Source organism: Salinimicrobium xinjiangense DSM 19287 (genome assembly GCF_000423585.1).
Lineage (GTDB): Bacteria > Bacteroidota > Bacteroidia > Flavobacteriales > Flavobacteriaceae > Salinimicrobium > Salinimicrobium xinjiangense.
This window is the reverse complement of the sequence record NZ_AUIG01000001.1, coordinates 271,419-285,615: the sequence shown is the minus strand read 5'-3', so window position 1 is coordinate 285,615 and position 14,197 is coordinate 271,419. Positions and strand designations below refer to the sequence as shown.

General features: G+C 42.9%; 9 protein-coding genes and 2 tRNA genes. 7 read left to right on the top strand and 4 right to left on the bottom strand.

What is annotated here, in order from left to right; genetic code table 11:
- Positions 1-327: 327 nt before the first annotated feature.
- The gene (locus G564_RS0101290) at positions 328-4,707 is read right to left on the bottom strand and encodes a translocation/assembly module TamB domain-containing protein (protein ID WP_245583643.1); all 4,380 of its coding nucleotides are present in this window, start codon (positions 4,705-4,707) and stop codon (positions 328-330) included.
- Between the two features lie 126 nt (positions 4,708-4,833).
- Here G564_RS0101290 and tsaD point away from each other — a divergent pair, with 126 nt between their 5' ends.
- Genes tsaD through G564_RS0101260 form a run of 6 tightly spaced genes read left to right on the top strand, consistent with a single transcriptional unit; the run spans position 4,834 to position 10,039 of the window.
- Entirely contained in the window at positions 4,834-5,856 is a 1,023-nt protein-coding gene (tsaD, locus tag G564_RS0101285) for a tRNA (adenosine(37)-N6)-threonylcarbamoyltransferase complex transferase subunit TsaD (protein ID WP_029036057.1), read from the top strand.
- Positions 5,857-5,859: 3 nt separating this feature from the next.
- Entirely contained in the window at positions 5,860-6,573 is a 714-nt protein-coding gene (locus G564_RS0101280) for a 16S rRNA (uracil(1498)-N(3))-methyltransferase (protein ID WP_029036056.1), read from the top strand.
- Positions 6,574-6,598: 25 nt separating this feature from the next.
- Complete coding sequence (locus tag G564_RS0101275; protein WP_029036055.1) at positions 6,599-7,243, top strand: DUF4159 domain-containing protein; 645 nt, start codon at positions 6,599-6,601, stop codon at positions 7,241-7,243.
- Positions 7,243-7,755, top strand: coding sequence for a TrmH family RNA methyltransferase (locus G564_RS0101270; RefSeq protein ID WP_029036054.1), 513 nt, complete (start codon positions 7,243-7,245; stop codon positions 7,753-7,755). The genes G564_RS0101275 and G564_RS0101270 overlap by 1 nt, the downstream gene beginning before the upstream one ends.
- Positions 7,756-7,774: 19 nt before the next feature.
- Positions 7,775-8,863: an AI-2E family transporter gene (locus G564_RS0101265; RefSeq protein ID WP_029036053.1), complete on the top strand. Its 1,089-nt coding sequence runs from the start codon at positions 7,775-7,777 to the stop codon at positions 8,861-8,863.
- Entirely contained in the window at positions 8,864-10,039 is a 1,176-nt protein-coding gene (locus G564_RS0101260; RefSeq protein WP_029036052.1) for a THUMP-like domain-containing protein, read from the top strand.
- A gap of 9 nt (positions 10,040-10,048) precedes the next feature.
- Here G564_RS0101260 and G564_RS18280 read toward each other — a convergent pair whose 3' ends face one another.
- The 3 genes from G564_RS18280 to G564_RS0101240 all read right to left on the bottom strand — a co-directional run bounded on the left by G564_RS18280 (position 10,049) and on the right by G564_RS0101240 (position 11,948).
- The gene (locus tag G564_RS18280; protein ID WP_084625559.1) at positions 10,049-10,873 is read right to left on the bottom strand and encodes a glycosyltransferase family 2 protein; all 825 of its coding nucleotides are present in this window, start codon (positions 10,871-10,873) and stop codon (positions 10,049-10,051) included.
- Positions 10,874-11,541: 668 nt separating this feature from the next.
- Positions 11,542-11,616: transfer RNA gene (locus G564_RS0101245), tRNA-Pro, on the bottom strand.
- 247 nt (positions 11,617-11,863) lie between these two features.
- A tRNA-Ser gene (locus G564_RS0101240) sits at positions 11,864-11,948 on the bottom strand.
- Positions 11,949-12,272: 324 nt separating this feature from the next.
- Here G564_RS0101240 and G564_RS0101235 point away from each other — a divergent pair.
- Positions 12,273-13,919, top strand: coding sequence for an ABC1 kinase family protein (locus G564_RS0101235; RefSeq protein ID WP_029036050.1), 1,647 nt, complete (start codon positions 12,273-12,275; stop codon positions 13,917-13,919).
- Positions 13,920-14,197 lie beyond the last annotated feature (278 nt).

Here is a 14,197-nt window from a genome sequence, read left to right as displayed (position 1 = left end):
GACAGGATTTCAAACGACAATCCGGAACCTGGAACCCGGAACCTTAAACTTTGAACCTTCAAGTCGGCAGTTGATAGTGACCAAGGATCAGATAATTTGTCATTTCAACAGAGTCTTTTTTTTTTGAGAAAAAGAAGAGGCGACGAGAAAGCGCAGCTTCGAAATAGTCAAATCTCATTTTTGAAAGGAAAGTGGAAAAGCAAAATATCAGTACAAACCAGAGATTCTTCACTTTGCTGCGCTCCGTTCAGAATGACAGGATTTCAAACGACAATCCGGAACCCGGAACCTTAAACTTTGAACCTTGAATTTTGAACCTTGAACCTCTTAGTTGTCTTCTGAACCGGGAAAACGAATATAAGCCGGGGCCAGACTTTTCCTTTCCTGTGGTTCCTCGCCCTGCTGCTCCCGTCCTACTACAGGAGTTGATATCTCCCTGTCCACAATTTTTCTAAGAAGCTCCTTAAAGGTGTCGAAATCCACCTGGTAAGACAACCCAATGCCCTGAGTGAAGCCTAACTCCTCCCCGAGGTACTGAATATTATTTTCTCTGTTAAAGATCTTAGCGCGTAGATTCCCTTCCTCATTCAGTAGAAATTCGATCTCCAGATTTCCAACGATAACAGTTTCTGTAACTCCGCCTACAGGTACTCCCACCTGCCCGTTAATAAGCACCCTTTCACTTATCTGTGTAGAAAGAGTAACTCCAAACCTATCTGCCATAGATTGTTCTGGCGTACGCAATCCCTGTTCATAGTTAAGTCCTACCTGGAAAGTTCCGGAATCATCAGAAAGCAGGTTGTTGAAGAAGCCGGAGGCACTTTCAAAAAGGTTTCCGGCCCAAAGGCTTCCGGGGCTGCCTACCAACACATTTTCAGTGTAAAATTGTCCCAGTGTGATAAGAGAGAAAGCCTGGATCTCGGTATTGGTTCCCGTTTCGATCTTGTACTCGAGCTCAGATCTCACAGCTGAAGCCACATTAGGATATTCCAGGTCGAAGGATATATCGGGCTGCAATAATCCGCCCTCAAGATTGATCACCACATCCACAGGGATCCTTCGGCTTATTCCCGGATTATCCAGTATGATGGCAGGATTGGCCTGTGCTTCATAAACAGCACTAATGTTTAAATCTGCAAGCGCCGGGTTTCCATTCCAGTTGATGCTTCCCCCCGGCCTCACTTCAAAGCGTTTCTGCAGTGCACCATAATTAAATATATATTCTCCGGTGTTGGCAATAAAATCTCCCCACATATTGAATTTCCCAAGGGTATTGATCTCGATCAATAAAGTACCCGCTCCCCTTCCGCGGAGAATACTACCATCAATGTCCAGTTCCACAAGGGCATCATTGGTGACATCCAGATCAAAATTAAGTTCCAGCCCCTTGACCTCCTGGAATTCAATTTCCTCTCCTGCCAGTCGGGCCGCTTTTTCCTCGGGACTTAAAAAATGTATGAAGGAATTGTCACCTATACTTTCTGAATCCCTGATAGGAATTTTAAATACCGTACCCCTTCTGGTAATGGCATTTACGTCAATCACAAGTTCTGAAGTTGGTCCGTAAATAGAAGCACTTCCCCCAATAAACGCGGTACCGTAGTAAAGAGCTTCATCGTCATATTGTGTATCAAGAACAAGTAATCTGTCTGTAGAGACGTTCAGTCCCAGCACCCAGTCGCTGAAGTTTCTGTGAGAGATCGTACCATCGAGTACTCCGGTAGTGTTATACCGGGTATCGGTTATATTGATCTCATCAAAGTTAAATTGCTGCTGAGTGAGATTGACCACTGCCCCTTCTTCAAATTTTAGATCCACATTGAGGTATGGAATTTTAAGACCTGCCCGGTTGAGAAAAAGTCGGCCATTAATATCAGGATTCCGGTAATCTCCGGTCACATCTGCTTCTCCCGAGACAAAGCCCCGGATATTACTTATCACATCCCGCCCCAGGGGACTAAAGGCTGCCATATTGAAATTGCGCAGGGAAACTTCCAGATCAATTTCGGGGTTATCTCCGTCGATCACTATTTCACCAATAGCCGAAAGGGACTCCAGCCCGGAATTCCTTAAAGTAGTATTTACGTTGTAAAAGCTCAGATCCCTGTTTCCCATCACATCGAGGTTAAGGTTTCCAAGCATTTGATTATTGATGGTAAGGTCCCTTACAGTAAGAGAAGTATTTGGAAAATAAGCGCCTTCCTTTTGCAACAGATTAAGCGTACCGTTGACGATCCCTCCCATATCGAGGCTGTTAATCTCCGGAGTGATCTTGTAAAGGTCAACATTATCGAACTCCATTTGAAAATCCTTGTAGGTACTGTCGCGCATTTGGCCTGTGAGCCTTATTTCCTCGTCCTGATGACTCAATACTAAAGAATCTACTCTTAGATTGGAAAAACCTTCAGAAAAGATGACCCTGTTTGACCGGTTTCCTTCAGCATTTAATTGCCAGGTACTTTCCTTAAAAACAATATCTGAGCGCTGCATACCCACCACAGAGTTATTGTTTTCATTTATGGTGTGGTACATATTCAGGTTGAAAATATCATCACTCCTTGGGCCGCCCCGGAATTCTGATCTTATAAAGAGCGTATCGTTAAGGGTAACATTGATAAGATTAAAATCCTTGATATTGTAAATTCCCGTCGCAACGCTGTCAATCTCTATAAAAGTATTAAAGAGCGGATTCGAATTATCCACCTGAATATTCACCTTTTCAAACAGGTTGTTGTACGCATTAATTTGGGGTGAGCGAAAAGCAAGCCGGAACTCAGATTCGTCAGACTCCACACTTCCGCGGATAAAAGTATTTGGAGCCAGAGTGATCTCCGGGAAAAATACTTCTACGATTTTATTGTAAATATCAAAATCGAAAGTGAGATATTGATTGGTGGTGATCTTGTTAGGCCTATAGTTCGCATACAGGCTTCCTATCGCGTTTTCCACAAGAGCAGGTACTTCGGATATGTCGAAAACTCCTTCCACCTTCCCGTTGATCACATCGGGAGAATGTACTTCAATGGTACGCACTTCCCCATCGAAGCTTGATGTAATATCAAGGTCTCTAAAAGAGTAAATATCGTTCTCGTTTTTATAGGAAGTATTAAGAAGATAGATCTGTCCTTCGAAATTATTCAGATTGGTTCCGCGCATATTCATAATGACATCTCCCTGGAAAACAGAAACGCTATCTCTTTGTACCAGGTTCATTGCAGCGAGATCGGCATGAGCAACGGCAGCCTCAAAGTCGTAAACGTTGGTTTTTTCAGAAAAATCGGCGAGGCCATTGAATTCCATCTGCAGGTTTGGATCAAGAGAAATAAAATTTCCGTTGAAGAGCGGCGCTCTTAAAGTTCCGCGAATCTTTAAATTATTATAGTTATAACCTCGGTAAACAAGACTTGATACCGCTCCCCTGATCTGAGAATTCAAGGTTTCTGCTGTGAATCCGCGACCATCAAAAGTGACATTAAAAGACGTCGTACCCAGATCTTTCACATTGGCAAGTCGGCCAATATTAAAATTCCTGGCACGAAGCTGGCCTTCATAAGAAGGAATCACATCCCCCGATAAACCATTCATTTTAAGGTCAACATCTGCAGTGCCCAATTGGGACAAAAGCCTGGAATTAGTCCGTAATGAGTTTTCGGAAACAAAGATCTTTCCATCCATTTGCACATTACCAAATTCCCGTAATTCCACCGGCAGCTGATCTTTTAACAGGCCGGGTAGAAGGTTTATAAGGTCGTAATAATTTGTGGAAAGATGGGAAACCCTCCCGTCCAGTGAGAATTCCTCTTCTTCTGTAGACAGGGAATTTTGAATCCTCAACTCTCCTTCCAGCCGGGTGCGGTCAAGGCCATTCATTCGCAGATCGGACAGCACAAAATCATTCAGAATTCCTTCCAGGGTAGTCGAAAAATTTATTTTCTGATCGGGACCAAATTTGTCGTAAAAAACAATCAGATCATTAGTTGAAATTGTGGATGGTCTGAATTCTGCCCTTACAGGCACTTTATTGATGAATCCGGCGAAACCGTTGGTGATATCAAACCTGATATCTGAATCTATAGAAGAGCCGGGAGTCTCGATCTGCAGGTCCTGCAGACTCATCTCTTCGGAAGTATAGGTAAAACGGGTATTTAAATTTCTCAAATCTATCCCCCGGCGCTCGTATCCCGAAAATTTCCTGATATCAACATAAACGTCTGAATCTTCAAGTAAAAAGTCGACAGCGTTAATATTAAGATCATCGATGACTACAACTTCCGGATAATTGAGATTATAATTGATGTATCTGAATTTACCGTCGAGCACCTCCAGCCGGTCGATCTCCATCAAAAAAGGCGTAGGTTCCTTCTGTTTCTGGGACTTCAGCTTGTTCAGAAAAATATTGAGATTATCCCTTTCTTCCCCTTCATATACCTTAATGTAGAAGAAAAGCTGCCTTGCGGTGGTACTTCCAAGGGTAGGATTGTTATTATATAAACTCCTGAGACTGCTAACCGAAGTACGAACGTTCTGCGAATAGATCAGCGTATCCTGATGGTGATCCCGGATTAACACCTCCTCCAGGTTCAACTTCCCGCTGTAAGTGATCCCTACACGTCCTATGTTAATGTCAACATCTTTAGATTCTTTGAGGGAATCTGTGATCTTTCCGGCAACAAAAGTCTGAACAGAGGGAATAGAAAATACGATCAACAAAATGATGAAAAGCAGCAGCAGGGCGAGCAGCGTTTTACCCAGTATTTTCCAGAATTTTCTGATAGATTTTTATGTTATAACTTTGCGAACAATATTAACAATTTTCAGGCCTAAATGCTAAAGATGGCTTCACAAAATATTTATATACTCGGCATCGAATCTTCCTGTGATGATACGGCCGCAGCGGTACTTCATAACGGAAAGATACTTTCCAATGTAGTTGCCACCCAGGAAATCCATCAAAAGTACGGCGGCGTAGTGCCCGAATTGGCTTCAAGAGCCCACCAGCAGAACATCGTTCCGGTGATACATGAGGCGCTTTCCCGCGCCGGAATTACAAAGAATGATCTTTCGGCAGTTGCTTTTACCCGTGGCCCCGGATTAATGGGTTCTCTGCTGGTAGGAACTTCCTTTGCCAAGTCCCTTTCCATGGGATTAAATATTCCGCTGCTAGATGTGAATCACATGCAGGCACACATCCTGGCGCACTTTATTGAGGAAAAAGAGTTTCAGAAGCCGGAATTTCCATTTTTAGCTCTTACCATTAGTGGAGGTCATACCCAGATCGTGAAGGTGAGTGATTACTTCAAAATGGAAGTGATCGGGGAAACTTTGGATGACGCAGTCGGAGAAGCTTTTGACAAAAGCGCAAAGATCCTTGGTCTGCCGTACCCCGGTGGCCCACTGGTCGATAAATATGCTCAAAAAGGAAATCCGGAAGCATTTCCTTTCCCAAAACCGAAAGTCGACGGGCTCAATTTTAGCTTTAGCGGATTGAAAACTTCGATCCTGTATTTTATTCAGAAACAGATTAAGGAAGATCCGAAATTTATTGAGGAGAATATAGAAGACATCTGTGCTTCCATTCAGCATACGATCATAGGAATTTTAATGGATAAACTGAAGAAGGCTGTAAAGCAGACCGGCATCAGGCAGATCGCAATTGCCGGTGGAGTTTCAGCCAATAGCGGAATTAGACAAACACTAAAAGAAGCCGAAGCAAAATACCGCTGGAAAACCTATATTCCCAAATTCGAATACACTACAGATAATGCTGCGATGATAGCGATAGCAGGACATTATAAATTTATTTCTGAAGATTTTGCCGATATGGGAATCACTGCAAAAGCACGGATCAAATTTTAAGGCATGCAGTTATTTTACCATCCCGAAGTTTCAGCAAATGATAAGGAAGTCCGCTTTTCCAGGGAGGAAAGCCGGCATATTGTAAAAGTGCTTCGGAAAAAAGAGGGGGATTCCCTGCAGCTCACTAATGGCAAAGGCTGGATCTTTGAAACGGAGATCACAATGGCGGATGCTAATAACTGTAGCGCCCGAATTTTGAAGGCTGAAAAGGAACCCGCACCACCATACTATCTGCACCTCGCTGTGGCCCCTACAAAAATGAATGACCGTTATGAATGGTTTCTAGAAAAGGCCACAGAGATTGGCGTACAGGAGATCACTCCGGTGATTTGCGACCATAGTGAACGAAAAGTAGTGAAAACGGAAAGATTTAAAAGAGTGATCCAGAGTGCACTCAAACAATCTTTGCATGCAAGAATGCCGATTCTCAATGAGCCTATAAGTTTTTCAGAGTTTATGAAGAAGGAGATGAACGGAACAAAATTTATTGCGCATTGTGAGGAAGATCAGCCTAGAAAGCTACTCTCGGGGGGTATCAAAAAAGGCGTTTCTACTACCATTTTAATTGGTCCCGAAGGTGATTTCTCATCTGAAGAAATTGAAATTGCAACAAGAAATGGCTGGGAAGCTGTGAGCCTTGGAAACAGCAGACTTCGCACAGAGACTGCCGGAGTGGTTGCCTGTCATACTGTGGCTTTAATCAACGAACAAGAATGAGCTGGTTTTTTGCTATTTTAGGAACATGAGAAAACTTCTTTCTTTTATCTTCTTACTATTCTTTACGCTTAACCTTTTTGGCCAGCAAATCGCTGTTTTAAAATATAAAGGTGGAGGCGACTGGTACGGTAATCCTACTGCCCTGCCTAATCTTATTGAGTTCTGCAACCAAAACATCAATACTTCTATTGAGGCTAAGCCCCAAACCGTCGAGCCCGGAAGTGCAGATATCTTTCAATATCCCTTTATTCACATGACCGGCCACGGAAATGTATTTTTCAGTGATGAAGAAGTCCAGAACCTTAGGACTTACCTTTTAGGCGGCGGATTCCTGCACATGGATGACAACTACGGCATGAATGAATACATTCGCCGGGAGCTGAAAAAACTCTTTCCGGAGAAAGAACTGGAAGAGCTATCTTCCTCCCATCCCATTTTTTCTGCAGCTTACAATTTTCCCGATGGGCTTCCAAAGATCCATGAACACGATGGTCTACGGCCCCAGGCCTTTGGAATTTTTGAAAATGACCGACTGCTCTGCCTTTTCACATATGAAAGTGATCTTGGCGATGGCTGGGAAGATCCTCAGGTGCATAATGATCCCGAAGAAGTGCGGCTTAAGGCTTTACGAATGGGTGCAAATATCATTAAATACGCCTTCAGCAACTAATGCAGAAAACCCACGAAACCACAGATTTTGAGGTGAAAAAATTTCCATTGATATTGGTACTCGATGGGGTATCGGGATTGGCAAATATGGGCAGCCTGTTTCGGCTGGCAGACGCTTTCAACATTGAAAAGATCATTTTTTGTGGAACTGAAGTCAATCTCCAAAGCAACCGGCTAAGAAGAACTGCCAGAGCGACTGTCAAAAATGTCATTTTTGAGGAGCATGAAAATTCCGAAGTAGTGTGCAGGAGCCTGAAAGATGAGGATTATTCACTAGTGGCACTGGAGATTGCAGAAGAAAGTGTGCCGGTGGAAAGTCTGGATTATAAGCAGTTTAATAAAATTGCACTGATACTGGGGAATGAAAATTCAGGAATAAATTCCGGAATTTTAAAAATGTCCGATAAACTACTTCACATCAATATGTTTGGCAGGAATAGCAGCATGAATGTTACTCATGCCGCAGGGATTGCTCTTTTTGAAATTACAAAAAGCCTGCAGCCAGTTCGATGAGAAATAATATATTTACTTCGTGAACGAGAAAGAGCTTTCCTACGGAATTTTACGGGCTATTGCCATCGTGTTGGGAATAGCTATTCTGCTTTACTTCCTTTACCAAATACAGTCAGTACTGGTTTATATAGCTATAGCAGGAGTAATTTCGCTGGTAGGAAGACCTGTAGTGATCTTTCTTCGCAACCACCTGAGGATCCCGAACAAGATTGCCGTGGTGATGGTTCTACTGCTGGTATTAAGCAGTTTCATTGGTCTCATCACTATTTTCATTCCAATCGTGGTGGAACAAAGTAAGAACCTCGGGCAGATAGATATGGATGCATTTACCCGCGACCTGAATGAACTTAATATGCAGATCAATAATTATCTCGGCGTAGAGGAGATCGATATTATTGAAGGAATTAAGCAAACAGAATTTATAAGGAATTTTGATCTGGCTACCATTCCGCAGTACCTCAATAATTTCTTCGGAATTCTTGGTGCAGGCATTATTGCTGTTTTTTCGGTGATATTCATTTCCTTTTTCTTTTTAAAGGACAGCAAATTAATGCTCAACAGTATTTTAGTTTTTGCAAATAAAGGTCATGAAGATAAATTCCAGAGGGTCTTTAATAAAATTAAGGTGCTGCTATCCCGATATTTCGTGGGTCTTACCATGCAGATCACAGTTTTATTCATCTTATATAGCATTCTCCTGTCGATCTTTGAGATCAACAACCCTATAGCAATTGCTTTTATCTGTGCTTTTTTAAACATAGTTCCCTATCTGGGACCGATCATTGCAGGAATTTTAATCTCTCTCTTTGTGATTTCGAGTAACCTGGGAGCCGATTTCCAGACCATTATTCTGCCACAACTTATTTACGTAATGGCAGGATATTTATTTTGTCAGTTGATCGACAATTTTATTAATCAGCCGCTTATTTTTGGAGCAAGTGTTCGTTCACATCCACTTGAAATTTTTTTGGTGATCCTGGTAGCAGGCTTGACCATGGGAATTATGGGAATGGTGGTCGCAGTTCCTTTTTATACTGCAATGAAAGTGATCGCCAAAGAATCTTTAAGCGAATATAAAATTGTAAAACGGCTAACCCGCGACCTTTAATTGAATAAAGACCTTCTAAATAAAGAAGTTCAGGATTTCCTTGAGAGCCATTTTAAAGAAGAGACTTCAAAAATGGCATTTCAGGGCAGTCCTTTTATAGAGGTTTCTACCCGCGAACTTCTGGAACAACTTTCGGGTAAGAAAAAAGCCGAAAAGAAACTTCCCACCTGGTTCAAACACCGCGGCATAATCTATCCGCCCAATATAAATCTCGAGCAAACCTCTTCAGAAATTACTGCGGAATATAAAGCTTCGCTGGTTTCAGGAAAAACCCTGGTGGATCTTACCGGCGGCTTCGGAATTGATTCCTACTTCTTTTCAAAGCAGGTGGAGAAAGTTTATCATTTAGAGCTGAATGTGGATCTGCAGGAGATTGCCGCCCACAACTTCGGAATTTTAGGTGCCAAAAATGTCATTTCTGAAGCAGGAGACGGAATGGCTTTTCTGAAAAACACATCTGAAACTTTTGACTGGATCTATGTGGATCCTTCCCGTCGCGATGACGCAGGAGGCAGGGTGTTCTTGCTTTCAGATTGCCTTCCGAACGTACCTGAAACATTGGATCTACTTCAGGAGAAAGCCGGAAACCTTATGATCAAAACCTCTCCCCTTCTCGACATTCAGGCCGGACTGAGGGAACTTGAAAATGTTCGGGAGATCCATATAGTGGCGGTTGATAATGATGTAAAAGAGCTGTTGTGGATCCTGGACTGTGAAACTTCAGCAGAAATTAAGATCAAAACGATCAATTTTCAGAAGCAGAAAAAGCAGGTATTCGAAAGTTCTTTTTCTCAGCAGGTTGAAGAAGAATATGGGGAACCACAGGAATATCTGTATGAACCTAATGCCGCTATAATGAAAAGCGGATCATTCGCCGCCCTTGGTGAGCAGTACGGGCTTGAAAAATTGCATCCAAACACACAGCTGTTTACCGGAGGATTTGTGGAAGATTTTCCCGGCAGGAGTTTCAGGATTGAAAAGATCCTGCCTTACCGGAAAAAGGATTTGAAAAAAGCCTTTGGATCGGGCAAAGCAAATATAACGGTCAGAAATTTTCCTGAAAGTGTAGAAAACCTGCGAAAGATCTTTAAAATCAAAGATGGCGGAGCTGATTATCTCTTTTTCACTACTCTTCTTTCTGAAGAAAAGGTGGTGCTGATGTGTCAAAAATGCTAAAATCGGCTGCTATTCCAGGGGCAGTTTTTCTTCGGTAAAGCCGGTTTCGGTTACAGGTTCATCTCTTTGAACTTTCAGCTTCCGAAGTAAATTCCGCGGCGCAATGTAAAAAGCCCCAATAAATACGAAGAAAATGTTTAGAATGGTAATTCGGGCCACATCCTGCCACGGTCTGAAGTGTGTTACCCGCTCCTCGGGATCATAGAGCACCTTTACCGGCAAATTGATCACCTTTACTCCTTCCCAGGCAGCTTTTACGATGACTTCGATCTCAAGCTCAAAGCGGGAAGTATAAAGATTCAATTCATTTACAGCACGTAAAGGATATAATCTATACCCGCACTGAGTATCCTGAAGTTTTATCCCTGTCTCCAGCCAGTAAGTCAGCGTAGAAAAACGGTTTCCTATACTGCTTTTATCGGGCACACTGGGATCATCCATTTTTCGGGAACCAATGACAAGCAGAGGTTCTTCTGCCGTATGAGTTTCAAGAGCACTAAGAAAAACGTCAAGGTCGTCCGGGAAGTGCTGCCCGTCTGAATCCATGGCAATAGCATATTCATAGCCGTTTTCCTGAGCGACTGCAAAGCCTGTCCTTAAAGCATTGCCCTTTCCCTTATTCACCGGGATATCGATGATATGAAGTTCTTCAAAAGTAGATAAAATGGTCGCTGTAGCATCTGTCGAGCCATCGTTTACCACGATGATATTTGTGGTAAAGCTGAGCACATCATCTATAACTCTTTTTAATGTAGCGTGATTGTTATATGTAGGTATGAGGACACAACACTGAAGCGCGTCAAATCTCGACTGATATAAAGGTTCCTGATCCAAAAATACTGTTTGCCTTAAAATTATGAAAATCTGCAGGAAATGCCTCCCTGAGCGGGGTTAAAAATAGGAAGAAAAGGGTTAAATGGGGCTTAAAATTTTTGGGGTTGGTTTTTGATCTTGCCCCCAGCCTGCAGGCTGGCGCCTGCGCGGGCTTTTTTGTTGGCCTTTCGGACTTTCCACTTCCCATTTCGTAAATCTACCTTCGTCCTTCTACCTATAGGATTACCTCCCTGCGGTCGGTGATCCTGTAGGGGTGGAATTAAAACAAAGCCTGCAGGCTAGCGCCTGCGCGGGCTTTTTTGTTGGCCTTTCGGACTTTCCACTTCCCATTTCGTAAATCTACCTTCGTCCTTCTACCTATAGGATTACCTCCCTGCGGTCGGTGATCCTGTAGGGGTGGAATTAAAACAAAGCCTGCAGGCTAGCGCCTGCGCGGGCTTTTTTGTTGGCCTTTCGGACTTTCCACTACCCACTTCGTAAATCTACCTTCGTACTTCTACCTTCAGGATTACCTCCCTGCGGTCGGTGCTCCTGAAGGGGTGGAACTAAAACAAAGCCTGCAGGCTATCGCCTGCGCGGGCTTTTTTGTTTTTTCCTTCAAGCTCAAGCAAGCTTGGCTTTCGGTCAAAACAAAAAAGCCCTGCACTTTCGTGCAAGGCTTTGTTTTGTCGGGGTGGCAGGATTCGAACCTGCGGCCTCCTGCTCCCAAAGCAGGCGCGATAACCGGGCTACGCTACACCCCGAAATCAGCCGACGCTGATAAATTTCAATAAACAAATTTCAAATTCCAATCATCTACCCAAAGCAGGCGCGATAACCGGGCGGAGTTTATCCTGAGCAAATTTCATGAGAAATTTGACGAAGGGCTACACCCCGAGTAAGAGCTACGCTCTTAATTCAATGTTTAAAGTTTAAAGTTCCAGGTTGTTTAATCTAAAGATTGATAATACAAACCTTGAACTTTAAACCATGAACCTTGAACCTTTCTAGCGGAGAGTGTGAGATTCGAACTCACGCGACAATTGCTCGTCGACAGTTTAGCAAACTGCTCCATTAACCACTCTGGCAACTCTCCTTTATTTAAATGAACTTGCAAATATTTTGCGGTTGCAAATGTATGTCTTCAGATACATTTGTGCAAACCTTTTTTAGCTTTTTTAGCCTCTCAAAAATGAGAAATTTATAAGACATTTTCTCTCAAGGCTTTAAAATGTTTTCATGATGCCTTAAAAACCTTCGGCTTTAGGCATTCCCCTCTCCTCTCACAGTTAAAATATTGAAAAACCGGCTGCGAGCGGCTGATAAAATTATATTTTTAATTACAAAATAAAGCAGGAGTAATTATTACAACATGAGATAGTCGAGTTTAACTATCTCCCCCTGCCAACTAAATCAACCTATGTCTATTCTGCCCGAGAATCTTGCACGCTATCAAAAGTTTCTAACTTTTATGCTCAAATACTGGAATAGTGATCTCCTCAACCAAACCGCTTCCAATGCCATGGAAGAAGAAACAGCACGAGGCTTTGAGGATTATGAGCAATCCCCTGAAGAACTCGTGGAAGACCTTAAGGAAATGGGGCCGACATACGTGAAACTCGGTCAGTTGCTCTCTACGCGTCCCGACCTGCTTCCTGACCGATATCTTGAAGCCCTTGCTTCCCTGCAGGATGATCTGCCTCCGATTCCTTATGAGGAAGTGAGAGAGATCGTGGAACACGAATTAGGTTCAAAAATTTCCAAAGCTTTTAATTACTTTGAAGAAGAACCTCTTGCGAGTGCCTCTATTGGTCAGGTCCATAAGGCCGAACTGCGCTCAGGTAAAACCGTAGCTGTGAAAGTGCAAAGACCGGGAATAAGGAAGAAATTTCTGGAAGACCTGGACACCCTGGAGGAAATGGCAGCGCTGGCGGTGAAACACACTGAAACTGGTAAGAAATATGGGTTCAGCGATGTACTGGGAGAATTAAGAAGGATCATGTTACATGAACTGGATTACCTGCGAGAAGCTACCAACCTGGTAACTTTAGGTACTAACCTTAAGGACTACCGCCGGCTGATCGTTCCCCAACCCATTCCGGATTACACGACCTCCCGGGTCCTGACCATGGAATATGTAAAAGGTAAAAAGATCACCAGTGTTTCTCCGCTGAAAAAAACCGAAAACGATTACACTCCTCTGGTTGATGAATTTATTGAGGCTTATTTAAAGCAAATAGTTTCTGATGGCTTTGTTCATGCCGATCCACATCCGGGAAACATCCACCTTCTCGAAAATGAAAAGATCGCATTGATAGACCTGGGAATGGTCGCACAGTTTTCTAAAAAGATGAAGGATTACCTGCTCAGACTCCTCCTGGGGCTCAGCAAAAACGACGGTGAAGAGATTGCCGACATTCTGCTACGGATGAGCGAGATGACAGAAGAGGCTACAGAAAAAGAATTCCGGAGGCAGATCAGCATCATGGTACAGGAGAGTAGCAACAGTACCGCGCAGGAAATGCAGACGGGTAAATTACTGATCCAGATGAACAGGAGTGCAGCACTAAACGGAATACATCTTCCGGTGGATGTAAATATCCTCGGAAAGATCCTCCTGAACATGGACCAGATCATTGCATTTTTGGCACCTGAATATGACCTGCGGGAAGCTGTAAGACGGTATATGAATAAACTGCTTCAGAATAAAATGCTGAATGAACTGAAGCCGGAAGAGATCTTTTCAGTTCTATTGGATTCCAAGAAGCTGGTGGAAAATCTTCCCGATCGTATTGATAAGATCACTGAAAATCTTGCCCGGAATGAATTCCGCTTTAAGATAGATGCCATTGACGAAAAAAGATTTACCGACGGATTTCAGAAAGTGGCCAACCGTATAACCCTGGGACTTATTATCGCTGCCATGATAATAGGTGCTGCGATGTTGATGAGCGTCCCCTCCCCTTTTATGATCTTTGGATACCCCGGACTGGCAATATTATTTTTCCTGCTGGCAGCGGTGGCAGCCATCTATCTGAGTTATACGATTTTGTTTAAGGATGAGTAAATATTAGTGTTCAGTGTTCAGTGGTCAGTGCTCAGTTTATAGAAGATGGACTAAAGCCTAAATTATATTTAATTTTCATTCTCCGGCTAAAGCCAGAGGCAATTCATGCCTTACGAAAATTCTGTTTCCCACTAAGCCCTTAAAATTCAAAGGAACACAATATAGTCATTTTACGATACAAGCTTGGATGATAGAATTACTGTATGAATTGCCACCACCTTTAGGTGGTGGTTTTTGAATTTAAAGAGAGAGGGCTTTAGCCCAAACTTTAAATCCTA